Here is a 24,669-nt window from a genome sequence, read left to right as displayed (position 1 = left end):
CGGTAGTTCTATATAGCGAACACCCATCCTTTGGCACCCCCGGTGCTGCTGTCGTCTTCGTGGCGCGGCGCTCCGGTCAGCAAGTCAGGTTCGCGAATCACATGCCCGCAGTCATTTTCCCTGGTCCCGAAGGGCGGCTCGAAGGCCGCTTCCAGCCCGCGTCGCGTCCTCGTGCGCCGGTCGCGATGATCCTCCACCCGCACCCGCAGGCGGGTGGAACCATGAATGACCGCATCACGCAGCACCTTTACAAGACTTTCGTGAACCGCGGATTTGCAACTCTGCGATTTAACTTTCGCGGTGTCGGGCGCAGCCAGGGCAGCTTCGACAACGGCATTGGCGAACTTTCCGATGCGGCTTCGGCCCTCGATTGGGTGCAGTCGATTCACCCCGAGGCATCGACCACCTGGATCGCCGGGTACAGCTTCGGCGCTCTGATCGGCATGCAGCTTTTGATGCGCCGCCCCGAAATCCGCGGGTTCATATCGATCGCTCCGCCAGCCAACATGTACGACTTCAGCTTTCTGGCGCCCTGCCCCGCTTCGGGCATCATCGTTCAGGGCACGGCAGATACTGTGGTGACCCCCAGCGCTGTACAGAAGCTGGTCGACAAGCTTCGCACGCAAAAGCACATCACCATCCACCACGACGAAGTGCCCCGCGCGAACCACTTCTTCGAGAACGAGATGGAAGACCTGATGCGTTCGGTGGATAACTACCTCGACATGCGGCTTTCACCGGACTGCCCGATCAAGTGAACCGCCGGACCGGCTAAAGCCTCTGCAGGCGCGGCGTTGCGAAGCGCCGCGCCTCGTCCTAGGGGCGGCATATGTCCGACGCCGTTTCTCCGCTCGCCATCCCCTTTCCCGATCTACCCGCAATCGCGGGCGTCACCCCGCGCGTGGCGCGCGCCGGGTACAAGAACTGGGGGCGGTGCGATCTCACCTACGTGGAACTGGCCGAAGGCACTGCAGTGGCGGGAGTCTTCACCCGGAACGTTTGCTGTTCAAGCGAGGTCGAGATCGGCCGCGACAATGTCGCCAGAGGACGCGCCCGCGCCTTGGTGGTGAATGCCGGCAACTCGAACGCCTTCACTGGCTATCGCGGTCGCGAAGCCGTTGAGCAGATCATGGCGCAAGTGGCCGGACACCTAGGGTGTGAGCAGGAAGAGGTCTTCGTCTCTTCAACCGGGGTCATCGGCGTTCCCTTGCCGAAAGATAAGGCTCGCGAGGGCGTCGCGGCAGCCATGAGCGCAGCGCCATGCTCATGGCAGGACGCCGCCTCGACCATCGCAACGACTGACACCTTCCCCAAGGGCGCGACGGCTTCCGCCATGATCGGCGACGTCAAGATAACGATCTCTGCGATCATCAAGGGCTCAGGCATGATCGCGCCCGACATGGCGACAATGCTGGGCTATCTCTTCACCGATGCGGACGTGGCGCCAGCCTTCCTCCAGGAATGCCTGTCGCGCGCCAACAAGACGACGTTCTCCTGCATCACCGTTGATTCGGACACATCCACCAGCGACACCGTGCTTGCCTTTGCGACCGGCAAGGCAGGCAACAAGCCGCTCACCTCCATCGACAGCCCTGGCGCTGACGCTTTCGCTGCCGCCATCCACGATGTCTGCCGTCAACTCGCACATCTCGTGGTGCGAGATGGAGAGGGCGCGCAGAAGTTCATCACGGTGACGGTCTCTGGCGCAGTGTCGGACGACAGCGCGCACCGCGTGGGACTTGCCATTGCCAACTCGCCACTGGTGAAGACCGCAATCGCTGGAGAAGACGCCAATTGGGGCCGTGTAGTCATGGCTGTGGGCAAGGCAGGCGAGCCTGCAGATCGCGACAAGCTGTCGGTCGGCTTTGGCGGCGTCTGGGCCGCGCGTGAGGGGCTACCCCTCGCTGACTATGACGAGACGCCAGTCGCCGCGCACCTGAAGGGGCAAGACATCACGATCGAGGTTGATCTGGGACTGGGCGACGGTCGAGCGCAAGTCTGGACCTGCGACCTTACGCATGGCTACATTTCGATCAACGCGGATTACAGGAGCTGAAGCCCACGATGAACGGCCGTGACATCACTCCCGCCTTCACTGCGCGTGTCGAGGCGATCATGCGACAGGCAGCCCAAACGGCTATCGTTCCGCGCTTTCGCGCCCTTGCCGAAAATGATGTCATCGCCAAGGCTGTAGACGATGTGGTCACCGTCGCCGATCACGAAAGCGAAGCCATCCTGACGGGTCTACTCACCGATTTGCTTCCGCAGGCAACGGTCGTTGGCGAAGAGGCGGCCTTCGCCGACCCCGCAATCTTCGAACGCCTGCGTAGCGGCCTGTGCTGGATCGTCGACCCTCTGGACGGAACCAACAACTTCGCCTCGGGCAAGGCGCCGTTCGGCGTGCTCGTGGCTCTGGCGGATGGTGGTGAGACGATCGGGGGCTGGATCCTTGACGCGCTGAGCGGCCGTTTTTGTTACGCCCACGCTTCGGGTGGCGCCTTCGTAGACGGAGAACGGATCACGGCGCGTCCGACGGCAGAAGAGCCGCCGGTCGCAGCGCTCTCCACGGTCTACATGGACCCGGAGGAGCGCGAGCAAGTGCTCGCGCATATCGCACCGCACTATCGAATGGTCGATATTCCCCGCTGCGCGGCCGAGCAGTACCCGCGCCTCGTTCTGGGCACGAACGACGTCTCGATCTTCAACCGGACGCTGCCATGGGATCATGCCGCCGGCACGCTGTTCCTGAACGAAGCCGGGGGGCGCGCGGCTCGTCTTGACGGCTCTACCTATCGTGTGGACGAGTGGGAGACACGTGGGCTGATCGGAGCCGCCACGCCTCGGCTTTGGGACGAACTGGCCGAGCGCATGGCACGCCTATAGGGTGCCCGCGCTCGGCCTCACGTCAGCTTACAGTTCGCCTTCGAGCCAGCCCTTGAGAGCACTCTTGGGTGCAGCGCCGAGCTTCTGGGCGACCGGCTTGCCATCCTTGAACAGCACCATCAACGGGATCGACTTCACGCCGATCTGACCTGGCACTTCCGTATTGGCCATGATGTCCATCTTGGCGACCGTCACCTTGTCGGCCAACTCCTCGCTGATCTCCTCGAGCGAGGGGCCGATCATCTTGCACGGACCGCACCAATCCGCCCAGAAGTCGACCAGCACGGGCTTGTCGGACTTGAGGACATCCGCCTCGAAGCTGGCGTCGGTTACGGCTTTGGTGGGCATGTAAGTTCTCCGATGGAAAGGATTGAGCTGCAATCTAGGCACGAAAGCGGCGCAGGCAACGCCGGCTTGCGAAAGGTTTACTCGATTGCGGCCAAGTGCGGCTTGTAAGGCGCCAAAACGTCGGCATCGAGTGCAAGGAGTTGTGGAGTGGCCGTGTAGAGGATCGCCGCGTCGACGGTGCGGCCCGGATAGACTGTCTCCAGCGCCGCAACATAGGCTGCCATCTGCCTCAGAGTGGCGACGGGCACCTGCTCCAGGCTTGCGGGCGGTCTTCGGGCGGTTTTGAAGTCCACGATCCGTATCTGCTCTGGCGTTATGAGCAGCCGATCGACTGTACCGGCGACCACCTGCCCGCCTACGATCGCCGAAAAAGGAACTTCCGCGAGGCTGGAGGGGCCGAACAGGTCTGCCCAGCCCGGCTCGCTGACGATGGCCAGGGTCGCCGCCAGCATCGCCTCTCGCTCATGCTCCGAAAAGTCAGCAGCATTGCGGACGAGCCACTGGCGCGCGCCCTCCTCGCGCATTTCAGAGCTCATTTCGGGCAGGCGCTCCAGCAGCCTGTGCATGAGGGTGCCGCGCCGCGCAGCATCCAGCGCAGCACCGGGCAGCAGGGGCGGGTCGGATGCGGCTTCCTCACCCAAGGCAGAGGGCGCAAGCGGGCGGGGCGGAAGCGGCTCAGCCGGCGGAGGGCGTAGCAAAGCCGGAGGGAGCGGCTCCGGAAGGGGCAACTCAACCGCAGGACCGGCGCTATCCGCGGCCATGCCCTCCGGCGGCGAGCCCCAGTCGCGCCGGCTGTCCCAAAGCGGATCTGCCACGACCTGCTCTGGGGGAAAGAGTGCTTCCAGCCGAGCATACCAGCTGTTCGGAGCAGCTGCTCCCTTGTCCCGCGGACCAAGCGCGCCACCTATGAAAAGCGCCTCCTCCGCCCGTGTCATGGCAACGTAGAGAAGGCGCCAGTGCTCCTGCATCTCAGCCTGCTTTACTGCCTGCGCTTCCTCCGCAATGCGCCCGCACTTCTCTTCCTTGCGCAGGGGCGGCAGCGGAATGCGTCGCTTGGTGTCGTGCGGGTCAGGCAGGTCGAGCCCGCGCTCCCGGCTCTCGTCCGGATTGCCGGTTGCGTCCGCAAGAATAACGATGGGGGCTTGCAGACCCTTCGAGCCATGGACGGTCATCACCCGAACAAGATCTTGTGCATTGTCGGCTTCGCGCTTCAACTCACCGTCACCCGCATCGAACCAAGCCAGGAATCCGGCGATGCTGGGCGTGCCGATCGCGGAGTAGGCAAGCGCCGCGTTCACAAGCTCGTCGATGGGATCGTTGGATTCCACCCCCAGGCGCGCGACGAGTTTACGGCGTCCTTGCCATGGCCCTGACAAGAGCCATTGAAGCAGAACGTGCGGAGGATCGAAGTCCGCGATCGCCAGCAGGGATGAAAGCTGAACGACGCTATCCCGCACCAGTGGATCGACGGATGCGCGCAGGTGTGCCCAGAGCGAGCGGCGGGGCCGCTGTCCGGGATCCCGGTATCCATGTTCCAGCAGTGCATCCTGCGTCCACCCAACCAGCGGTGAGACGAGAAGGTTAGCCAGGTTGAGATCATCTAACGGCTGGGCCGCGAAACGCAGGGCCGCGACGAGGTCCTTGACCGCCAGCGGTGCGCCAAGACGGAGCCTGTCCACGCCCGCCACGGGGACGCCCATGGCATGGAGCCGGGCAACGATGAGCCCCGCCAGTTCCTTGCGTTTGCGCACCAGAACCATGATGTCGCCGGCCGCCGCGCGACGCTCCCCGCCCTTGTGCAGGCGAAAGCCAGAGCCCTGCGGATCAAGCCAGGCGCGCACTTGCCGGGCGATGCGCTCGGCCAGTTGACGATCGGGACGCGAGAGCCAGGTTTCGGCCCCTTCCTCCGGCTCATCATCGAGTTCATCGGATGCGGCGCCGATCGGCTGCCAGAGCGAAACATAGCCGGGCCGCTGCTGTCCGACGTGTCGTTCAGCCGGCCGGTCGAGACCGATTCCATCGTGACCGATGGCGTGGAGAGCTCGATCGACAAAGTCGAGCACCTCCTGCGCGGTTCGGAAACTGCGATCGAGGCCGAGGTCCTGGAGCTCGCGAGGGCGGGCGTTCTCCGCAAGGTAAGTCGCATTGTGCGCAGCATCGCGCATTGTCAGGCGGACCCGATCGGCGGCGCGGCGGAAGTTTTCCGGACTCGTGCCCTGGAACCGGAAGATCGCCTGCTTGTAATCACCAACGACGAACAGCGTGCGCAGTCGGTCTGAGTGCTGTCCTTCGCCCGCCCAGAACTCCTCTGCCATGGCGAAGATGATGTCCCACTGCGCCTCGTTGGTGTCCTGCGCTTCATCAACGAGGATATGGTCGAACCGTCGGTCGAGCTTGTAGCGTATCCAGTCGGACAGTTCGCGCCGGCTCAGCAGGGCTGCCGCTTGGCGGATCTGGTCGTCGAAGTCGATGAGACCCTCACGCCGCTTTGCGTCTTCCCACGCCAGTGCAAAGGCGCGGCCAAGCCGCAAGGCCGGGACAAGCCTGTCCGCCAACTGCAGCATGGCTGCCATCTGCTGCACGCGCGCAATGCACTCGCTCACGCGGCCAATGTGATCCTCGTAATCCGGATCGCGTTTGAGGATGTTGGCGAGCCGTTTGGGCGCGCCGGTCGTCTTTGTGAAAAGACCGCCATAAAGATCAGCCAGCGCTTTTGCCCGCACCTCGGGCTCAGCGGCGAGCCAGGCCGCGATTGCCTCGGCGCCCTCCCGGCCGGTCTCGGTGGACCAGGCGCTCAGCGTCTCGTGGCAGCGCCGTAACGCAGACGTGTCGAACGCGTCATCGCAGCACATCTTGGCCAGCATATCGGCGTTGGCATCGCTGGGCAGCCCCAGCAACCGCAGGACGTTCGGCCGCATCGGCTCCTGCCAGCCGCCCGGTCCCAGCCATGCTTCCCGCGCGGAGGCGCAACGCAGCAGGAAGGCTTGGACCGCATCGGGGCCCATGCGCAGCGAAAGCTCGGCGACAGCAACAAGCAACTGCGGATCGCCGACAGGGTCCTTCTCGGCGGTGACCAGGAGGTCTGCCAAGACCTGCCGGGCGAGCAGCACGCGCTCGCGATCTTCCATCGGTCGAGTACCCGGAACCAATCCCGATTCGAGCGGGAACGCCGCGAGCAGCCACTGCGAGAAGGCGTGGATTGTGTCGATCCTTAGCCCTCCACCGGGACAGTCGAGTACCGCAGCAAACAGGGTCCGCGCATGCTGCCGCGTCTGCGGTCCGACGTCCGCGCCGATCGCTGCCAGCTCTGCCGCCAGTTCAGGCTCGCCCAACCTGACCCAGCTTGCCAGCTTCTCGTTGATGCGAGCGGCCATTTCGGTGGCGCCCGCCTTCGTAAACGTGAGGCACAGGATCTGCGAAGGCTCCACGCCAGGCTGCAGCAAAAGCCGCAGCACGCGCGATGAAAGGACCTGAGTCTTACCGGTGCCCGCCGAAGCAGAAAGCCACACAGTATCCTGGGGCGCGACCGCCTTCATCTGGCTGCCGACTAGGGGATGTGGCCCCGTCATGCCGCATTCTCATGCTGGTCCGCGTTGCCCAGCGTCGTGATCCACTCATCCAGCCGCATGAGTTGGTCATAGTCGGCATAGCTTGGAAGGTCGGGGTTGAGGCGCGCGGTGAAAGGTTCTGTTCCCAGCACCCAGCGGTCAAGCGCATCGTTGAGATATCGGACCGTTTCAGGAAGGAACTTCTCACGCGGGATGCCGGACTTCTTCTGCCCCTCCAACACAGGCTCGGTCCAGTAACCAAACTGATCCTGACCCTGCTTCTTCGCCAATGACCAGTATTCGAAACGCTGCGCCTCGCCCGAAATGTCCTTGATGCCGCCCTCGCTGGCGATCAGGCCAACGAGGCCTAACTGCAGCGAGAAACCCTCCTGCACCCGTCGCGCCGAAGGAGGCTGGCCGGTCTTGTAGTCAACGACGGCGAGTGTGCCGTCAGGACAGAGATCGACGCGATCGGCCCGCCCGTGAAGACGCACACCGCGCCACTCAATCGCGCCGTCCGCTTCAGTTGCCAGGACCCGCCGTCCTTCGGCGTTCTGGCGGCTGATCTCTTCTCCCACCCAGTCGAGCGCCGCCAGCAAACGTGGCCGCCAGAGCGCCCGCATCAGTGGATGGGCGCTCATCTCGTCCATGACCTGCTCTGCAATGCTGCGCAGCATTCCGGCAGGCTGACCCTGCTTGTGCCAACGATCCAGAATGGCGTGTACGGCCGTCCCTTTCCAGGCCGCACTGGGCTCTGCATCGAGCGGATCGAGGCTGCGCAACCTGAGAATGGAACTCGCGTAAAACTGGTACGGATCGCCACGCAGTCGGTCGAGAGCCGTGACCGAGATCGCCACCCTGCGCTGGTCCGAGGACGGCATCGGCTGCGGGCGCGGATATGCAGGTGCTGGCGCCGCCTCATCCAGCAGCCGCGCGAGACGGGGCGTATCCTGATCCACCATCAGCCGCGCCTGCTCGCCCAGCATCGCCTTCACTCGCAACACGAAACGGGAAGGTATCACGGGCGAGCTCTCGTCGCGGCGAGCCCAGCTCAGAACCACCTCTGGTGCGCCGAGCGCCGCGGCAAGATCATGCGCGGAGAGCCCGATGCGAAAGTCTGCGCCCGGAACGCCAAGAGCGCGCAGCAGTGCCGGCGGCAACAGCGCATCGGCTGAAGGGCTCGCGGGCCACACGCCCTCGACCAGACCACCACAGATCACGAGGTCCGCCCGGCTCATCCTGGCTTCAAGCAATCCATAGATTGCGACCCGCGGGTGCCCACCCCACGGTGGACGAACGGAAACCCGCTCCATCGCATCGCGCAACACCGCGTGCAGTTCAGCCGGGTCAAGGCGCGTCTGGATCTCCCGCGCCGCCTCCCGCAGTTCCTCGATGAACTGGGCAAGGGCGCGCCCGTCTGGTCGTCCCCACACGCTCTCGCCGCAAAGGGCTTCTGCCGCCAACGCCAAAGCATCGATCAGATCAGCCAGCGTTGCACCGGAGCCAAAGGCAAAGAGCGGAGCGAGCACGGGCTCCACATAATCCCACCACGGTGCGGCACCAGCGCGCTCAGCAACTTCCCGGATCGGCGCAAGGCCCGGGCCGGGCCGCGGCCCCCGCAAAGCGAGGTCGAGCGCCCTAGCGTGTTCCAGCCACTCCGCCCGTTTCTCTCCGGCGGCCACAAGAGGATGCGTCAAAAGAGCGACAAGCGGCACCGGGGCCGCCTGCTCTGCAATAAGCTCTGCTAGCAATAGCAGGACCCGACCGGCAGCAGTCTGGGGCAAAGGGCGGCCAGCGGTATCGTCCGCAACTATGCCCCAGCGTCCGAGCTGCGCGACGACGCGCCCCGCGAGTGCCCGATCCGGGGTGACAAGGGCGACCCGACGCTCCGATGTCTCCAGCGCCTGACGAATCAGAACAGCGATTGCCTGCGCCTCCGCCGCCGGAGTGGCGCTCTCCATCAAGCGAACACCGGACAGCCGCCGCTCGCGAGCCGCCAGGTTCGACCATCGCGCCGAAGCCGAGGGGGTGAGAAAGAGGTTCGATATAGCACGGCTGCGCTCAGGCGATGCAGCGCTCATGCCCGCGCGATGCCAAGGCTGCACTTCCTCGCGCGATACCCCCATTCGATTAAGCAGCAGCTTCAGGTGATACTGGGGGTGCGTGACCGCGTCGGCTCTGCCGAATGGAGGGTCGCCTGCCTCTTTCGGCATGCCTGCGGTACCAAGCGACTCCCATACTTCCTGATCCAGTGCCAGGTCGAGGTCTGGGAGAATCACCGAGCAACGGGGCAATTGCGAGATCACCCGCAGCAATCTTGCGAGCGACGGAGACGCGCTCGTGACCCCGACGGCGACCACCGGATGAGCCGGAGGCGTCTGCAACCAGCGCTTGGCAGCATGATCGAAAAGGCGATTTCGCCGCTCCGGTGCATCGACTTCGCCGCGTAGTGCAAGGTCGGCGATCCAGAGTTGCTGCACCTTCAGAAACGTGCGTGTCGCCTCGCGCCAGTGCTCCGCCAGTTCCCCAACAATGCCGATGACTTCATCGGAAAGCAGGTCGACAGGGGCAATGCCCTCGACGGCAAGCCGGTCCATCGTTCGCCCGATCTCAAACGCTCTCCGCAGCAGGACCGCGCCACTACCGGCAGCTTCACCCTCGATCGACGGGAGATGATCGGCCAGTCGCAGCCAGCGCCGCACCGGATCGGCCGCGGGAGGAATCTCCGATGCGCCAAGAGGATCGAGCAAAGGACCGAGCGCCTCGTCCAGATCCAAGTCGCCCACGACGGTCATGCGTGGAAGCAGCATGCCGCCCTGCCCTGCGTCCGTGCCCGAGTGTCGGATCAGCGCTTCGGTGACGGTCCGCACAGTACGACGGCTCGGCAGCAAGAGTGTCAGGCGGGCAAGGCCGAAATCAGGTTCCGCGTAGCGGGGCACCAGCCCGGCCACCAGCGCATCGGCAAACCCCCGGTGTGCGGCAATCGAATAGACCTGCGGCTGGGTGTGCTCAGGCACGTTGCCACTCAGACACGGTTGAGCCAGTTCTCCGTCACGGCAACTGCAGAGGGCTCGCCGACCTCGAACCAGATGCCTGTATGCGAAACCCCGTAAAGCCGCCCCTCCTCGATCGCCCGATTCCAGAAGACATTGGTCGAGAACGCCCCCTCGGGCGCGTCACGCATCAATTTGTGGGACACCAGCTGAATGCCAGAATAGATGAAGGGCGCCACTCGGCCCGAACGCCTGCGCGAAATGCGGCCCATTCCATCCAGATGGAAGTCGCCTTTCCCCTTGTAGTTCAGTGCGCGCGCGTGCGGCACGAGCAGGAGCAAGGCGTCCATGCGCGAAGGGTCCCATGCCGACGATAGCTCGAGCATGGCGTTGCGAGGCCCATCCAACCAGATGTTGTCGCTGTTGATGGCAAAAAACGGATCGGGCAGCAGTGGCAGGGCCTTCGCCATGCCGCCGCCGGTCTCCAGCAGGAGATCCCGCTCGTCGGAAACGGTGATGGCGGGTCCGGACCGGCGCGCCTGCAGGTGGGCCTCCAATGCGTCGGCCAGATAGTGCACGTTCACCACAGCCTTCGCCACGCCAGCACCGTCAAGCTGGTCCAGAACATGGTCAATGAGCGGCTTGCCCGCGACGCGGACCATGGGCTTGGGCTGCGTCGCGGTCAGCGGACGCATCCGCTTCCCCAGACCTGCCGCCAGCACCATTGCGGTGTCACTTGCCAGTGCCCCGGTCATCGTACGAACTCTCCGCCGGCAGCCTGGCGCAAGGCTTGGGGAATGTTCGTGTCAAACCACGTGGCCACCGGCGCGAGGGCCGGATGAGCGAGATCCCGCTCAAGCTGGCGCCACACCCGTGGGATCAGGTCAAGGTAGCGTGGTTTGCCATCTCGACGCCATAGACGCACGAAAATGCCGACGATCTTGGCATTGCGCTGTGCGCCAAGCCGCGCATAGTCGGCCAGGAAGGTATCACGATCATCGCCCGTGCTTGCGAGATAACGGTCGATCATTTCACTTTCCAACTCGGGGGATACGTCGCGACGGGCATCCTGCAGCAATGACACCAGGTCATAGGCGGGATGTCCCACAAGCGCGTCCTGAAAATCCAGCAACCCTTGTTTGTGCAGGGCGCCCAACAGCATGATGTTCTCCGCGTGATAGTCACGCAGCACGGTCACTCCGGGCCGCTGACGCGGCAGCAGGTCGCGAAGGACTGTTTCCCATGCTGCAGTGTAGCTTGCAGCATCGGCATAGAGGTTCTGCGCAGGGCAATACCACTCGGTAAAAAGGCGCACCTCGCGCATGTACTCGCTCATCGAGTAATCGAGGAACGGGCCGGAGGGGAGAGAACGGATCGCAACGAGAGCGTCGACGGCTCCACGGTAAACATCCAACTCATCGTCGGGCCATTCGTCAAGGTAGTCGCGCATGCGCACGGTGCCGAAATCTTCCAGCAGCACCCACCCTCGTCCCGCATCCTCTGCCAGGATACGCGGTGCGCGCATGCCGTTTGCATCCAGCCACCGGGCGGCGCGCAGGAAAGGCGCAGGATCTTCGTTCGGTGGCGGTGCATCCATCAGCAGGGCAGTGTGCTCACCCTTGCGAAGACGGAAGTATCTGCGGAACGAGGCGTCTCCTGGCAGCGGCTCAATCGCGGCATCGCTCCAGCCAGCGCTGGTAAGGAAGGAATCGACCCCTTCGGGTAACGTCATGGACATGGCATCCGCCCTAGCCAATCGCCCCCGCCCTCGACAATGGCGATCCGTCCGTCATCCGCAGCTTGCAGCGTGATGGACAGGCAACCCGCCTCATGTGCGAAGCCGCCCGCGTTCTCGGGCCATTCCGCGATCAGCGCAGCACCAGCGCGGTAATCGTCCAGTCCGATCTCGTCGCGCTCTGCCGGGTGTGACAGGCGATAAAAGTCCGCGTGCACAACCGGGATGCGCACGGTAGGCGGCTCGTACAGCTCGACGATCGCGAAACTGGGGGACGGGACTTCACCAGCGTGGCCCAGCGCCGCGATGATCGCGCGCGCCAGCGTCGTCTTGCCTGCCCCCAACCCGCCCGAGAGAGCAATGACGTCGCCGGGCTGCAGTGCAGAGGCAATGGCTGCGCCGAACCGCTCCATCGCACTCAGATCCGGAAGTGCGATCTTCACGGCAGTTCCACGATGGCTGCCGTACCCTGATCAGGTTCCGAGAGCAGGCGGAGTGTACCGCCATGCGCACGGATAAGCTCGCGCGCCAGCGGCAGGCCAAGGCCCTGACGACGCTCCACCGTTCGACCGTCGCCGCTGATCTTCAGGCCGTCAAGCGCGCGCGCCAGCGCCTCCTCGTCCATCCCAGGACCATTGTCGGACACAACAACCTGAGCGAATTTCCTGCCCTCGTGCTTCTCCCGCGAAACCTGAACCAGAATGCGCCCGCCCTTGGGCGTCGCGGCAATCGCATTGTCGAGAAGGTGGCCGAACGCACGGCCGAGGCGCCGACGATCCCCCTTGATCGAGCCGACCAGATTGCTTCCCTGCAAATCCAGGCTCAGTTCGGCACGTGTGATCCGCGCGGCTCGTTCTTCCACCACGGATCTGACGAGCGCCATCAGTTCGACGTCCTCGTGAGACAGCGGCAGCAGCCCGGCCTCGCTTTGAGAGAGATCGAGCAAAGTCTCGATCTGCTCCCCCAGCCCCTCCGCGGATGCAATGATCGCCTGAACGTACTCCGCGCCCTCTTCGCTCAACTCACCGCCGACACCTGCCTGCAACAACTCGGCAAAGCCACCGATCGACGTCAGCGGCGTCCGCAATTGATAGCTCATGTTCGCGAGGAAGCGCGTCTTGACTGCATCCGCTTCCTCCAAAGCCGCGTTCCGGTCACGCAGAGCGGCCTCAGCTTTCTGCGAATCGGTGATGTCGAGTACTGTCAGCAGACCGTTTCCATCGGGCAGAGGGACGCCGGCAAACTCCAGAACGCGCCCATCGGCCAGCGCAATCCGTCCTCCCGTCTGACGGCGGTCGAGCGTGGCCGCACGAACGACGTCGCCAATGGCTTTTGCCTGATTCGGCACCTTCAAGCGGGGCGAAATTTTGCCGAGAAGGGCTTCGATGTGCGGATGGCTGTCGAGAAAATCGCTCTCGAAGCCCCATTCCGCCGCGAACCGCCGATTCCACAGCTGCATGCGTCCGTTGGGCGCGAAGACCGCAATGGATTCGAACAGGCTGTCAAATGTTGCGGTTCGGGTGCGCAGAAGCGTGTCGCGCGTTGCTGAGAGGCGCAGTTGCTCAGTTCGATCCTCAACGATAAGCAAAAGCCCGCCGTCCGGCACCGGCTGCGCGACGATGCGCAGGTGCGTGCCGTCCGAAAGTGGCCAAGCCTCCTCCCGCGTCACGTCAGCGGCGAACCACCCTGCCCGCTCGCGCCGCCAGGCAGGGAAATCGCGGACCTCTGGCACGCGCCCCGCGTCGCGCGCGGCATCCAACAGGCGCTCGAACGCTGGCGGATCTGCCATGGCGGCGGGCGACAACTTGAAGAGGCTCTGAAACGGCTGGTTCGCGAACGTCAGCCGGCGCTTGGCATCGAACTGTGCCACACCGGCCGAAAGCTGATCCAGCATCGCACGCTGGGCCTCACGGAAGGCACGGAAGCCGCGCGCCATCTCTTCCAGATCCTCCACGTCGACCGCGTAGCCGGCGATACCCTCGCTGCCGAGGGGCAGATCGTGCACTCGGAACGCGCGACGCTGGTTGTCGATCGTGACCGGGACCAGGCGTTCGATAGGGGCGCCGCGAACGGCTGCCTGCACTGCCACCTGGCCAGCCGTAAGCCCCTCGACGGTCTCGATGAGTTCAGTCCCGTCTTCCACCACTTGCTCGGCGCTCTCCCCCGCAACTGCCGCGACGTATGCAGAGTTCACCAGACGCAAAGCACCGTCGGGCCGGCGGAACCACATCGGCATCGGCGCCGCTTCGATGAGGGAGACAAGCGCGGTGAAGTCGCCGCGCGCGCGCGCTGCCTCCTGCCGCAAGGTCGTCAGTTCGGTCTCGCTGTCGCTGAAATCGAATACCCAGACGAGTGCGGCCCCACCGGGTGAAACCTGAGGATCGGCAAGATGTCCACGCAGGGCTAGGCTTCGGTCCGAACCACGCGGCGTTGCGACCATGCGGAACGGTGCCGCTGTTTTCTGGGCGCGCAGGACGGCCTGGGTCAGTTGCGCCAGCGTTTCGGTCGGGAGCCCGCGGTCGCCTGCATCCAGTTCGCTCAGGTATTGCGGAACGGCATCTAGGCCGAGCCACTGCGCGAGCCGGGCCGAAGCCTCGATCCTGCCGTCGGTGCGGACGAGCAAGGGCAGTGCCGGCGACTCCTCGACCATTCGCGCCAGTCGTCTTGCCGAACGATGAATCGTGTCTGCACGGCGTTGGCGGAACCGCGCGGACACGATCGTCCAGGCAGCCGCAATCGTCCACGAGCCAAGAAGCAGGCCCAGAAGAACGGGTACGATGCGATCGTGGTCCATCGCCAGCGGCTATGGGGCGCTACAGCGGGGAAGACAATGGGCCGCCTGAGCCTGACTGCCAGGCGGCCCGCTTGCCTCAGTAGCGGTAGTGATCCGCCTTGAACGGACCTTCTTGCGGAACGCCGATGTAGTCCGCCTGCTTCTTCGACAGCTTCGTAAGCTGCACGCCAAGCTTTTCCAGGTGCAACGCCGCAACCTTCTCATCGAGGTGCTTGGGCAGCACATAGACGCGGTTCTCGTACTCGTCAGCCTTCGTAAACAGCTCGATCTGCGCCAGAGTCTGGTTGGTGAAGCTGGCTGACATCACGAAGCTGGGGTGTCCGGTAGCGCAGCCCAGGTTTACGAGGCGCCCCTTGGCGAGGATCAGGATCTGCTTGCCATCGGGGAACTCGACGAGATCCGTGCCGGGCTTCACCTCGGCCCACTTGTAGTTGTCGAGAGCCGAAATCTGGATCTCGGAGTCGAAGTGGCCGATGTTGCAAACAATGCTCATCGGCTTCATCGCCTTCATGTGCTCGGCGGTGATGACGGCTTCGTTGCCGGTGGCCGTCACGAAGATGTCAGCGCGCTTCACCGCCTCTTCCATGGTGACGACTTCGTAGCCTTCCATGGCGGCCTGCAGGGCACAGATCGGGTCGATCTCGGTGACCATCACGCGGGCGCCGCCATTGCGCAGCGAAGCGGCGGAACCCTTGCCAACATCGCCAAACCCGGCGACGCAAGCGACCTTGCCAGCGAGCATCACGTCCGTTGCACGGCGGATCGCGTCGACCAGCGACTCCTTGCAGCCGTAGAGATTATCGAACTTCGACTTTGTGACGCTGTCGTTCACGTTGATCGCGGGGAACGGCAGCTTGCCTTCCTTCGCGAGGTGGTAAAGGCGATGGACACCGGTGGTGGTCTCTTCCGACACACCCTTGATCGCCTTGACCGACTTCGTGAGGTAACCCGGCTTCGCCTTGAGGAACGCGTTCAAAGCCCGGACGAACTCAATCTCTTCGGCGTTGGAAGGCTCGAACAGCGCTTCACCAGCCTCGACGCGAGCACCCCACAGGACAAACATCGTAGCGTCGCCGCCATCGTCAAGGATCAAGTTGGCGGTGCAGTCAGGGTCCGCTTCGCTCGACCAGTCGAAGATCCGGCCTACGTAGTCCCAGTAATCGGCAAGGCTTTCACCCTTGATCGCGTAGACTGGGATACCCCGTGCCGCGATTGCAGCGGCAGCATGGTCCTGGGTCGAGAAGATGTTGCAAGTGGCCCAGCGCACGTCGGCACCCAGAGCCACGAGCGTCTCGATAAGCACTGCGGTCTGGATCGTCATGTGCAGCGATCCGGTAATGCGCGCACCTTTCAGCGGCTTGCTGCCGCCGAACTCCTGACGCAGCGCCATCAGGCCCGGCATCTCCGTTTCGGCAATGGCGATCTCGGCACGGCCGTACTCGGCAAGGCCGATATCGGCGATGGCATAATCCTTGGTCAATTCGGCGGTCGCCACAAGCAGCTCCTGAGAAATGGTCCGGTGTTGCACGCCCAGATCGGACGCACCGGTGATGCCATATCCTTAGCCGCTCCGTCAGGACGAGGCAAATATAAAGCTTTCTTTATATCCCTCTGCCTGGGTTACTCAGACCGGAAAGCTCATCCCCAATCCCACGACCGCCAACAGCACAAGCAAAGCGGCACCCAAAGCCCCATGCTCTTTGGGAGTCGCTGTAGAAGCAGGAACTCTCAAGCTGTCATACGAATTGCGCATCTGCGTCACTCCTATCCACGAAGATCAGGCACACAGCGTCTCATCGATGGGGTTAACAACAGCTGGCGGGCGGTGATAAACCCGCATTAACCGCTCAGCCACGTTGCCGGAGGGCAACAGGGCCGTATATCTGCGACGAAGCGATTCACTCCAGAACAAGGATCTCAGACATGACCATCACCGTTGGCGACAAGCTGCCAGACGTGAAGCTCACGAAAGTGACGGACAACGGCCCCGAGCAGGTTCAGGCTGCCGACTACTTCGCTGGCAAGCGCGTTGCTCTGTTCTCAGTACCGGGCGCCTTCACGCCCACCTGCTCCGCGAAGCACCTCCCGGGCTTCGTCGAGAAGGCCGACGAACTGAAGGCGAAGGGCATCGACGAGATCGCATGCACCGCCGTCAACGATGCGTTCGTCATGGGCGCCTGGAACAAGGCTTCGGGTAGCGATGCGATCACCATGCTCGCCGACGGTAACGGCGAGCTGGCGGAAGCGGTGGGCCTGGTCATGGATGGGACCGGCTTCGGCATGGGCAAGCGCGGCCAGCGCTTCTCGATGGTCGTGAACGACGGCAAGGTCGAACAGCTGAACGTAGAGGCTCCCGGCCAGTTCGAGGTCAGCTCGGCCGACTATATGCTTGGCCAGCTCTAAGTGTGGCATCGGGGCGGCTCACGGGCCGCCCCTGCTCTATTCTGCTTTTTGAAATTGGGGGAATGACGTGGCGCGTTCGGTAATCGTGACGGGCGGATTCGGGGTACTTGGCCAGGCGGTGACGCAGGCCTTTACGGCGAATGGCGACAAAGTGACGCGGATCGATTTCGCGCAGCAGCCGCATGCTGCCATTGAGGGCACGCTCGATCTCGGCGGCATCGATCTGACGGACGCGGAATCCACGCGCGACGCTCTTGCCAAAGTTGTCGAGACGAACGGCGGCATCGACGTCCTCGTCAACGTGGCCGGCGGGTTCACCTGGGAGACCCTTGAAGGCGGCAGCATTGCCAGCTGGTCGAAGATGCACGCGATGAACGTGATGACCGCTGCCACTATTACTCAGCTTGCGCTGGCCGAACTCAAGAAGTCCAAGGCCGGGCGGATCGTGAACATCGGAGCCGGTGGCGCGGTGAAGGCGGGAATGGGTATGGGCGCCTATGCCGCTTCGAAGGCGGGCGTACACCGCCTAACCGAAGCGCTTGCAGAAGAACTCGCGGGGTCGACGGTGACCGTGAACGCCATTCTTCCCAGCATCATCGACACACCCACCAACCGTGCAGATATGCCCGATGCGGATGTCTCCACCTGGGTGCGCCCTGAATCCGCTGCGAAGGTGATCTTGTTCCTTGCGTCGGAAGAAGCCGGTGCAGTGACCGGCGCCTTGGTACCTGTCACACGCGGCGGCTGAGCCTTCATTCCCAAGGCCGCACGCTTCAAGTTCCCGTTAGAGGGCAATTTGACTTGAGCTGGGCAAAGGCAAGGCCGCTTTCGACTGCAACCTTGCCTTTGCTCCCGGCTTCACCGCCTTCAGTAGCCCATAAGCTTCAGGACTTCCTCGCGACTGCGCGGATCGTCCAGGAATGTGCCCATCATCCGGCTGGTGATCATTCCCACGCCGGGGGTCCGCACGCCCCGCGCCGTCATACAGGCATGGCTTGCGTCGATTACCACAGCAACGCCATGCGGCTTCAGGTGCTCCCAGATGCACTGGGCCACTTCCGCCGTCAGCCGCTCCTGAATCTGGAGGCGGCGAGCGAAACCATGAAGCACTCGTGCGAGCTTGGAGATTCCCACCACATGGTCGCGCGGCAGATAGGCGATCGCCGCCTTGCCGATGATCGGCGCCATATGATGCTCACAGTGCGACTGGAACGGGATGTCCTTCAGCAGCACCACCTCGTCGTAACCACCCACTTCCTCGAAAATGCGAGAAAGATGGATCGCCGGATCTTCGGTGTAGCCGATGCAGTACTCTTTCCACGCCCGCGCCACGCGCTTGGGCGTGTCGAGCAGCCCTTCCCGAGCCGGGTCGTCGCCAGTCCACCGGATCAGCGTGCGAATAGCCTCCTGAACGTCCTCGGGTACCGGGGGCTTGCCCAGTGGATTGTCTTCGTCCGGGCCTACCAGGCTGCTCATGCGTTCATACTCCTAGCCTTTATCCTGTTCTTCTGCGCCGTTTGGCCACGTTTCGGTTTGTGCAGCAACCCGCGACGTCGGAACAGGCCTCTTCGGGCAATAGGGTCGAACATTTCGTCGGGGCGTTCCGGATCCAGCACAGCATTGTCCGCCAGGACCTCCTCTACCTCGTTCAACTCGGGCAATTCGAGGGGCCGCAAGTGCTTGCCCACCTGCGGGAGCGCAGCGATCATCGCGAGCATTGAACCATGTTGCTCGATAAGCCCTGGCATGTCCTCCTCCGCAACACCGCAATGCTCGGCAAGCAAGGAGTAGCGCAAGGCAGTAACCTGATCCTGTACATGAGCATTGGCGGGGCGCGTGGTGTCGATGAAGATATCGCACTCGCTGTCCAGCCCCAGCGAGCGGTTGTTCATGTTGGCAGAGCCGATCCGCAGGATCTCGTCATCCACGATCATCAGCTTGGCATGAACATAGATGGGGGTGCCGCCCGACGTGTATGGCACCATCAGCCGAAAACGCTGTGCGTGATCGATCTGGCGTATTGCCCGGACCAGCTCCGCCCTTGCGGAATCCATCGCCACCTGTTCCAGCCAGCCCTCGGCGGTCAGCGGATTGATGATCAGAAACTCTGGCGGATCGGGCTCGACCAGCCGCTTGCTGATAGCCTCTGCAATTCGACGCGAAGCAAAGTACTGGGTCTCTGCGTAGACGAAGCGGCGGGCCCGTGCGATCTGCTCGATGAAGAGGTGCTCGATCTCGGCGATCTGCGCAGCATTCCCCCACGCGGCGCGCGTGCGGGCAATACCGATCTCCACGTCCTTGAACTCCGCCTCAACCCGTTCGGGCCAGACGCTTTCTTTCTGTGGCCTGCAAGGCTCCATATCCGAGCCGCCGGCGATCTTCCACCGCTCCCGCCCGAGATGATCGAGCGCCTCTGCCACCTCGCCCTCCATCATCATCGTGATATCGTGCCAAGGCCCATGCGGACGTCCGCTCGGTCGCTTTCTCCGCTTGTCCTTGTGACGGTGTTCACGCGTGTCCCACCGATCCGCCGTCATGTCGATACCGCCGCACACCGCGAACCGGTCGTCGATCACCACTATCTTCTGATGATGGCTGCAACCGACGGGATGGGCCGAATCGAACTTGAAATCGATCGATGGGCTCATCGCCCAGCGAAGTAGGTCGATTACCATGGTGCCGCGGAACACCGACTTGAGAAGCGAGATGTTCCACTTGAGAACCTTGATCTCAAGCGACGGGGTGTGATGCGCGAGCCAGAGCATGAACGAGCCCAACCGCGCCGGAAATCGTTCTTGCTTGCCCAGCTTCCACCACCGTCGCCCTGCTGAAAGCAGAATGCGCGTGTCGAAATCCCAGCCAATCAGGAAGACCCGCTGCCGCGCGTTGCACATCGCGTCGCGCATGATCTCAAAGTAATCTGCCGCATCGATTACGACATGTGCTCGGGAGGCCTTCGCATAGCGCCAGACGGACTGCGGGGGCTCCCCAGCGCGTGCAACATCCCGGCTCTTACCCACGCCATTTCTCCTCGCACGAGGAAATCATGAGCTATAGCAATGTTCCGTCACACGATGATCTGCTCAACTCCTCGCGCCTTAGGCTCGGTTCAACGTGCCGTTCAGTTGCCCTCAAGCCGATAACCGGGAAAGTGGCCCGGTGGGTAGCTCATAAGCCTGCAGCCGCCGTACTGGCGTACTTCCTTCCGGGTTCATGCGAGTCTCGGCTCGACCCGGTTTCCATTCCAGCGGAACGGGAGGGAGGGTTCCGCGTTTATCGAACCAAAGTAGTTCCCGTGTTTGAATAGGAGAATGCAATGAAGAAACCTTTCATGACCGCCGCTCTCGCAGCCGTCGCACTGTCCCCGCTCGCCGCGCACGCGCAGGCTCAGGACGCAAGCGCTCAGGCAACGACGAGCGCGCAGGCATCCACCGCGGCGGCAACAAAGCCGGCGGTCGGCGCGAAGGTCTTCGGTCCGCAAGGTGCAGAAGTCGGCACCGTGGAGAAAGTAGATCCCGCAAACGTTGTGGTGAACACCGGCACCAAGCGCGCAACGTTGCCGCTGGCGGCGTTCGGCAACAATGAAAAGGGCCTGCTGATCAGCATGACGCGCGATCAGCTGAATGCTGCAGTTGCAGCCGCTGAAGCTCAGACCTCCTCCGCGATGCAGGCCGCGCTCGTCGCCGATGCCGAAGTGAAGAGCAAGGACGGCGTGCTGATCGGCACCGTGCAGAAGGTCGAAGGCGATAACGTCACCATCGATCTGGCCGACGGAAACCCGGTCACGGTTACGAAGCAGTACCTGACCGTAGCACCGGCCGGTGGCCTCGCCCTCACCATGAATGCAGCCGAGTTCAAGTCGGCCGTCGCGGCAGCGGTCCAGAGCGGAGCGAGTGCGCCCGCCGGAGCCGATGCCCAGGCAGGTGCCAACGCTCAGGCAGCCGGAACGGAAGAAACGGCGGCAACCAACTGACCGGGCCAAGCTTGGTTCAGGTTAACAACAAAGCCGGAGCGACCACGTCGCTCCGGCTTTTTCTATGCTCTACATGAACCGGAGCGAGGTGCGAACTAACCGGTCGGATCGACAGGCATTGGTTTCTCCGAGCAGCGTGGAGGCTCCGGCCCTATTTCCGGGTTCGGCAGGATCAATAAGCGGCCAACCAACCTTGTAGCATTCGCAACCTATGAACCGTCCCCACGCCGCCAGGATCTCTCATCGCGCGTTCGTCTGCATAGATCCGGCATCTGCATAGATCCGGTTCCCGGCCACTGGACATCCGCAGAGACTTCGGAAGAAGTATGCTTCTTACTCCAGTGCCGCAAAGGCTTCGCACGCGTCGTTGCCGCCAGCAACGATCAGGATGTCGTGCTGCTGCACGATGATGTCCTCTGTGATGTGCCGGAACGGGCCGTCCTGCGGTTTAACGCCAATGACCGCGACGCCGAACCTTGCCATGGTGTCAATGATTCCCAGCAAGTTGCCGACAAGGGCTTCGGGTGCCTTTGTCTTGATGATCGAGAAGTCTTCGTCGAACTCGATGTGGTCCATCATCTTGCCGGTCACTAGGCGGGCCACCCGGCGCCCCATGCGCTCTTCGGGATAGACCACATGATGTGCGCCCACACGCTCTAGGATGCGCCCATGCGTCTGGTGAGTGGCCTTGGCCCAGATTTGTGGAATGCCAAGATCGGTCAAACCCATGACCGTCAAAACACTCGCTTCCACATCGCTGCCGATGCCGACGACGACACGCCGGAAATCGGAGATGCCCACTTGCCTGAGCGCGTCGGGATCGGTGGTGTCGGCCTGCAGCACGTGCGGCAGATCGTCGGACAGCATCTGTACCCGCCGTGCATCGTAGTCCATTGCCAGCACGTCGTGCCCCATCTGCAGCAACGATTGTGCTACAGCGGTGCCAAACCGGCCCAGGCCGATGACGGCAACGGCAGACGATTTCTTCGTGTTCCGGCTAGCCAACAATGGGTTGCTCCTCAGGATAGCGGTATTTGAGGGTGCGCGGCGCCAAAGCCAGAGCCGTGGCGAAGGTGATGGTGCCGACGCGTCCGACGAACATCAGCAGCACAAGCAGCACTTGCGACGCAGGAGAAAGGTCCGCGGTGATCCCGGTCGAAAGCCCTACGGTGGCGAACGCTGAAACCGTCTCGAACAGGATGAGGCGAAAGTCGATCTCAGGCTCGATCCACTCGATCATCAGAGTGACCAAGCCGATGAGGGCAATTGCGATCAGCACAATCGATAGCGCCTGCCGCACGACTCTCGATCCAACCCGCCGACCGAAGATGCTCGTCTCTTCGTGCCCGCGAATCTCGGACCATACAACGAAGCCGAGCAGCGCGAAGGTCGTGACTTTCAATCCGCCCGCCGTACCTGCGCTGCCGCCGCCGATCATCATGAACACGTAGTTGATCGACAGGGATTGATCGGCAAAGGCACCGACGTCCAAGGCGTTGAACCCGGCCGTTCTCATCGTGACGGAATGGAAAGCGGCGTTTAGCAGCCGCTCACCTACCGGCATCGCTCCCAAAGTGGCGGGGTTAGTCCATTCCGCTGCCAGCATCAGCCCCATCCCGCCCGCGAGGAGGGCCGCGCTAACGGTGAGGGTTATGCGGCTGTGCAGCGACCAGGGTCTATGCCGCCGCGGCCTCCCGCGCCGCGACCACAGCTCGTGCAGCACGGGAAAGCCGATTCCGCCGACGATGATCGCCGCCATGATCGGGCCGAGGATCAAGCCATCACTCTGCCAGCTTATGAGGCTGTCCGAAAACGACGAAAAGCCAGCGTTATTGAAAGCGGACACGGCGTGGAACAAGGCGTGCCAGGCCGCGACGAGCGGGCTCAGGCCATAGCCCAACCACCAGCGCAGCCACAGCGCCAGCGTGACGACGGCCTCGATCGCGATGCTGACCACGAACACGAGCCGCACGAGGCTTGCCGCCTCGGCACGATTGAGGTGACCGTGCTCCGTCAGGGCGATGGCACGGCTCGACAGGCTCATGCGCCTTCCGGCAACCAGACCCAGCAAGGTTGCGCCCGTCATGATACCCAGACCGCCGATCTGGAACATCAACAGGATCGCCGCTTGCCCCAGGGGAGACCAGAAAGTGGGCGTGTCCACGGTAATCAAGCCGGTGACGCAGATTGCCGAGGTCGCGGTGAAGAAAGCAGTCATGAAGCCGGCGCTTCGACCGCTGGCAGTGGCAAGCGGCAGCATCAGCAGCAGCGTGCCTAGCGCGATCGCGGCCAGAAACGCGGCCGGAACCACGCGTGTGGGGTGGTCCAATCCTTTCATCGCCGGGCCTGTCGCAGGACAGTCGATACAAGACAATGGTTGGTAAGCGCAGGTTTGGCGAGCCACGGCATCGCGGCTGCCCTATCACGCCGTCGGCAAAGCTTCTACGGCGTGTTGAGCCCTGTTCCAGCAGTTACGGCTGGGCTTCCGTTCCACTCCCGCGCCAGCAGTTCACGGATGCGGCGGGTTGGTGCCCCTTGCCTATACGGTCTAGCACATCGGTCAGCCAGGTTTGGCGGTTTGCGCCGTTCAGCTTAGTGGCCTGCAGCAATGGGGGATCGCCGCTGTGCACTCGCCGCCACAAAAACATGAGACGTCCCGCAGTCTCGCGCAGCAGGCGTAAACCTGTTACTCTCGGCGGCCGGGCCGCGTCACCTATCTGACAATCTGTGGAGGAGGTGAATTCGGCGCTGCCACCCCGGTCATCACTCCGCCCCGAACAACAGCAGGACGGTTAGCGAGAACCTCTCGCTAACTTCCTTATTTCCTCTTGGGGAAAATGGCGCGCCCGGAACGATTCGAACGTCCGACCCTCAGATTCGTAGTCTGATGCTCTATCCAGCTGAGCTACGGGCGCGTTGGAGGGCTGCCAATAGAAAGGGTTTGCCGACCTGGCAAGCACTAAAATGCGTTCGCGTGCAACAATCTCAAAAGTCCTTCAGCCAGAGGGTAATCCAGCGGCGGCATGGGCAGCTTGGAGATGTCAGCAGGATCGCTCCAGGCGATGCTCGCGCCTCCCTCAGCTGCCGGAACACCCTTCCAGCGGCTGCAGGCGAAAAGCAGGATGACCAGTGGGCGGCGGCTCGCAGCCTCCGTGCTCCCGGACGCGAAAACGGCGGGCTGCAAGTCGGACGGATCGAGAATTACGCCCAGTTCCTCTGCAATTTCGCGCACCGCAGCGGCTTCAGGGGATTCGCCCTGCTCCAGCTTGCCACCAGGAAACTCCCAGAGGCCGCCATGCGCAGCTTCCGCCGGACGCTTTTGCATCAGGACCTGCCCGGCCGCGTCGATCAAGGCGACTGCGGCCACCCACAGCGGACCACTGCACTCGTGTACGTTCGACATCAGACTTAACGCATCCTTCACGCGAAGGTGACAAGTAGAAGAGGATTGGGGCAATTTGAGGCAGCGATGCGCGGCAAACGTCTTTTTCTATGCTGCCTGCGCGACAACCGCGGTGCAACAGCCGTCGAGTACGGCCTGATCCTGAGCCTGATCTTCCTTGCGATGGCAGGCGCCCTGTCCGGCGTCGCTGGTGAGACCCTGCGCATGTGGACCCATGTGGAATCCGAATCAGCCAAGGCCCACAACAAAACCGATTAAGCGAATCTCAAGTTTTCCAACCTACTCAGCAGAGTGTCCGCGGGCAGGCGCTTAACGGACCGGGTACTTTAGAGACGTATTACATTCCCAGGAGACTATCCATGCAGTTCTTCAAGAAGCTACGCCGCGACGAGAAGGGCGCAACCGCCATCGAATACGGCTTGATCGCCGCTCTGATCGCTGTTGCAGCCATCACCGCCATGAGCGGCCTTGGCACCCAGCTGACCAACACTTTCAACAAGACATCCGAGAAGATGAACGAAGGGACAGTGAAGGCTGGCTAAGCGCAGCTGCCACGCAAACGACGGGCGGCGGGGTAACCTGCCGCCCT

Annotated in this window: 21 protein-coding genes and 1 tRNA gene; 8 read left to right on the top strand and 14 right to left on the bottom strand. The window is 63.1% G+C overall.

Translation table 11 applies throughout. The annotated features are described in order from the left end of the window. The first annotated feature begins 101 nt into the window (after positions 1–101). The 3 genes from ABUH87_RS02425 (at position 102) to ABUH87_RS02415 (ending at position 2,883) form a co-directional block, all read left to right on the top strand. A complete protein-coding gene (locus ABUH87_RS02425) occupies positions 102–758 on the top strand; it encodes an alpha/beta hydrolase (RefSeq protein ID WP_367768887.1) in 657 nt (218 codons plus the stop codon). A gap of 71 nt (positions 759–829) precedes the next feature. Beyond that, positions 830–2,056, top strand: a complete 1,227-nt coding sequence (gene argJ / locus ABUH87_RS02420) for a bifunctional glutamate N-acetyltransferase/amino-acid acetyltransferase ArgJ (RefSeq protein WP_367768884.1) — start codon at positions 830–832, stop codon at positions 2,054–2,056. 8 nt (positions 2,057–2,064) lie between these two features. After that, positions 2,065–2,883, top strand: a complete 819-nt coding sequence (locus ABUH87_RS02415; protein WP_367768881.1) for an inositol monophosphatase family protein — start codon at positions 2,065–2,067, stop codon at positions 2,881–2,883. Positions 2,884–2,910: 27 nt separating this feature from the next. Here the strand turns inward: ABUH87_RS02415 and trxA are convergent, their stop codons facing one another. From trxA to ahcY, 8 genes are all read right to left on the bottom strand, one after another. After that, entirely contained in the window at positions 2,911–3,231 is a 321-nt protein-coding gene (trxA, locus tag ABUH87_RS02410) for a thioredoxin (RefSeq protein WP_367768878.1), read from the bottom strand. A 77-nt stretch (positions 3,232–3,308) separates the two neighbouring features. Next, on the bottom strand, positions 3,309–6,800 hold the full coding sequence (gene addA, locus ABUH87_RS02405) for a double-strand break repair helicase AddA (RefSeq protein ID WP_367768875.1): 3,492 nt from the start codon (positions 6,798–6,800) through the stop codon (positions 3,309–3,311). Next, the gene (locus ABUH87_RS02400) at positions 6,797–9,796 is read right to left on the bottom strand and encodes a PD-(D/E)XK nuclease family protein (RefSeq protein ID WP_367768872.1); all 3,000 of its coding nucleotides are present in this window, start codon (positions 9,794–9,796) and stop codon (positions 6,797–6,799) included. The genes addA and ABUH87_RS02400 overlap by 4 nt, the downstream gene beginning before the upstream one ends. Positions 9,797–9,804: 8 nt before the next feature. Continuing rightward, positions 9,805–10,527, bottom strand: a complete 723-nt coding sequence (locus tag ABUH87_RS02395; RefSeq protein ID WP_367768867.1) for a nucleotidyltransferase family protein — start codon at positions 10,525–10,527, stop codon at positions 9,805–9,807. Then, on the bottom strand, positions 10,524–11,510 hold the full coding sequence (locus tag ABUH87_RS02390; protein ID WP_367768863.1) for an aminoglycoside phosphotransferase family protein: 987 nt from the start codon (positions 11,508–11,510) through the stop codon (positions 10,524–10,526). The genes ABUH87_RS02395 and ABUH87_RS02390 overlap by 4 nt, the downstream gene beginning before the upstream one ends. Beyond that, on the bottom strand, positions 11,501–11,950 hold the full coding sequence (tsaE, locus tag ABUH87_RS02385; RefSeq protein ID WP_367768860.1) for a tRNA (adenosine(37)-N6)-threonylcarbamoyltransferase complex ATPase subunit type 1 TsaE: 450 nt from the start codon (positions 11,948–11,950) through the stop codon (positions 11,501–11,503). The genes ABUH87_RS02390 and tsaE overlap by 10 nt, the downstream gene beginning before the upstream one ends. After that, positions 11,947–14,301, bottom strand: coding sequence for a sensor histidine kinase (locus ABUH87_RS02380; protein ID WP_367768856.1), 2,355 nt, complete (start codon positions 14,299–14,301; stop codon positions 11,947–11,949). Before ABUH87_RS02380 ends, tsaE begins: the two co-directional genes overlap by 4 nt. 76 nt (positions 14,302–14,377) lie before the next feature. Then, complete coding sequence (ahcY, locus tag ABUH87_RS02375; protein ID WP_367768853.1) at positions 14,378–15,796, bottom strand: adenosylhomocysteinase; 1,419 nt, start codon at positions 15,794–15,796, stop codon at positions 14,378–14,380. Positions 15,797–16,224: 428 nt separating this feature from the next. On the opposite strand from ahcY, the gene ABUH87_RS02370 reads away from it, so the two are divergent. Next, positions 16,225–16,704 carry a peroxiredoxin gene (locus ABUH87_RS02370; RefSeq protein WP_367768848.1) on the top strand — a complete coding sequence of 160 codons (480 nt, stop codon included), beginning with the start codon at positions 16,225–16,227 and terminating at the stop codon, positions 16,702–16,704. Positions 16,705–16,771: 67 nt separating this feature from the next. After that, a complete protein-coding gene (locus ABUH87_RS02365) occupies positions 16,772–17,452 on the top strand; it encodes an SDR family NAD(P)-dependent oxidoreductase (protein WP_367768845.1) in 681 nt (226 codons plus the stop codon). Positions 17,453–17,571: 119 nt separating this feature from the next. Here ABUH87_RS02365 and folE read toward each other — a convergent pair whose 3' ends face one another. Then, positions 17,572–18,180, bottom strand: a complete 609-nt coding sequence (folE, locus tag ABUH87_RS02360; RefSeq protein WP_367768837.1) for a GTP cyclohydrolase I FolE — start codon at positions 18,178–18,180, stop codon at positions 17,572–17,574. Further along, the gene (locus ABUH87_RS02355) at positions 18,177–19,724 is read right to left on the bottom strand and encodes a phospholipase D-like domain-containing protein (RefSeq protein WP_367768833.1); all 1,548 of its coding nucleotides are present in this window, start codon (positions 19,722–19,724) and stop codon (positions 18,177–18,179) included. The genes folE and ABUH87_RS02355 overlap by 4 nt, the downstream gene beginning before the upstream one ends. Before the next feature lie 296 nt (positions 19,725–20,020). Between ABUH87_RS02355 and ABUH87_RS02350 the strand changes: the two genes are divergently transcribed. After that, positions 20,021–20,677, top strand: coding sequence for a hypothetical protein (locus ABUH87_RS02350; protein WP_367768830.1), 657 nt, complete (start codon positions 20,021–20,023; stop codon positions 20,675–20,677). 333 nt (positions 20,678–21,010) lie between these two features. On the opposite strand, the gene ABUH87_RS02345 is transcribed toward ABUH87_RS02350, so the two are convergent. The 4 genes from ABUH87_RS02345 to ABUH87_RS02330 form a co-directional block, all read right to left on the bottom strand. Further along, positions 21,011–21,682: a potassium channel family protein gene (locus tag ABUH87_RS02345; RefSeq protein ID WP_367768825.1), complete on the bottom strand. Its 672-nt coding sequence runs from the start codon at positions 21,680–21,682 to the stop codon at positions 21,011–21,013. After that, complete coding sequence (locus ABUH87_RS02340; protein WP_367768822.1) at positions 21,675–23,015, bottom strand: TrkH family potassium uptake protein; 1,341 nt, start codon at positions 23,013–23,015, stop codon at positions 21,675–21,677. The genes ABUH87_RS02345 and ABUH87_RS02340 overlap by 8 nt, the downstream gene beginning before the upstream one ends. A 500-nt stretch (positions 23,016–23,515) precedes the next feature. Further along, positions 23,516–23,592: transfer RNA gene (locus ABUH87_RS02335), tRNA-Arg, on the bottom strand. A gap of 44 nt (positions 23,593–23,636) precedes the next feature. Then, positions 23,637–24,080 (bottom strand): (deoxy)nucleoside triphosphate pyrophosphohydrolase, encoded by a 444-nt coding sequence (locus tag ABUH87_RS02330; RefSeq protein WP_367768819.1) that lies wholly within the window; start codon positions 24,078–24,080, stop codon positions 23,637–23,639. Between the two features lie 66 nt (positions 24,081–24,146). Between ABUH87_RS02330 and ABUH87_RS02325 the strand changes: the two genes are divergently transcribed. Then, positions 24,147–24,338, top strand: coding sequence for a Flp family type IVb pilin (locus tag ABUH87_RS02325; RefSeq protein ID WP_367768816.1), 192 nt, complete (start codon positions 24,147–24,149; stop codon positions 24,336–24,338). A 101-nt stretch (positions 24,339–24,439) separates the two neighbouring features. Then, positions 24,440–24,622: a Flp family type IVb pilin gene (locus ABUH87_RS02320; protein WP_367768813.1), complete on the top strand. Its 183-nt coding sequence runs from the start codon at positions 24,440–24,442 to the stop codon at positions 24,620–24,622. Positions 24,623–24,669 lie beyond the last annotated feature (47 nt).

This window comes from Novosphingobium rhizovicinum (assembly GCF_040813635.1).
GTDB lineage: Bacteria > Pseudomonadota > Alphaproteobacteria > Sphingomonadales > Sphingomonadaceae > Novosphingobium > Novosphingobium rhizovicinum.
The sequence above is the reverse complement of the archived record's forward strand: the minus strand, read 5'-3'. Positions and strand labels throughout refer to the sequence as shown.

Bases quoted from the DNA above. Each gene is read 5' to 3' on its own strand.
- ABUH87_RS02320 (WP_367768813.1), top strand. From the start codon at position 24,440: ATGCAGTTCTTCAAGAAGCTACGCCGCGACGAGAAGGGCGCAACCGCC.
- trxA (WP_367768878.1), bottom strand. From the start codon at position 3,231: ATGCCCACCAAAGCCGTAACCGACGCCAGCTTCGAGGCGGATGTCCTC.
- ABUH87_RS02325 (WP_367768816.1), top strand. From the start codon at position 24,147: ATGCGCGGCAAACGTCTTTTTCTATGCTGCCTGCGCGACAACCGCGGT.
- ABUH87_RS02330 (WP_367768819.1), bottom strand. From the start codon at position 24,080: ATGTCGAACGTACACGAGTGCAGTGGTCCGCTGTGGGTGGCCGCAGTC.
- addA (WP_367768875.1), bottom strand. From the start codon at position 6,800: ATGACGGGGCCACATCCCCTAGTCGGCAGCCAGATGAAGGCGGTCGCG.
- ABUH87_RS02425 (WP_367768887.1), top strand. From the start codon at position 102: ATGCCCGCAGTCATTTTCCCTGGTCCCGAAGGGCGGCTCGAAGGCCGC.
- ABUH87_RS02350 (WP_367768830.1), top strand. From the start codon at position 20,021: ATGAAGAAACCTTTCATGACCGCCGCTCTCGCAGCCGTCGCACTGTCC.
- argJ (WP_367768884.1), top strand. From the start codon at position 830: ATGTCCGACGCCGTTTCTCCGCTCGCCATCCCCTTTCCCGATCTACCC.
- folE (WP_367768837.1), bottom strand. From the start codon at position 18,180: ATGAGCAGCCTGGTAGGCCCGGACGAAGACAATCCACTGGGCAAGCCC.
- ABUH87_RS02415 (WP_367768881.1), top strand. From the start codon at position 2,065: ATGAACGGCCGTGACATCACTCCCGCCTTCACTGCGCGTGTCGAGGCG.
- ABUH87_RS02395 (WP_367768867.1), bottom strand. From the start codon at position 10,527: ATGACCGGGGCACTGGCAAGTGACACCGCAATGGTGCTGGCGGCAGGT.
- ABUH87_RS02390 (WP_367768863.1), bottom strand. From the start codon at position 11,510: ATGTCCATGACGTTACCCGAAGGGGTCGATTCCTTCCTTACCAGCGCT.
- ABUH87_RS02340 (WP_367768822.1), bottom strand. From the start codon at position 23,015: ATGAAAGGATTGGACCACCCCACACGCGTGGTTCCGGCCGCGTTTCTG.
- ABUH87_RS02380 (WP_367768856.1), bottom strand. From the start codon at position 14,301: ATGGACCACGATCGCATCGTACCCGTTCTTCTGGGCCTGCTTCTTGGC.
- ABUH87_RS02370 (WP_367768848.1), top strand. From the start codon at position 16,225: ATGACCATCACCGTTGGCGACAAGCTGCCAGACGTGAAGCTCACGAAA.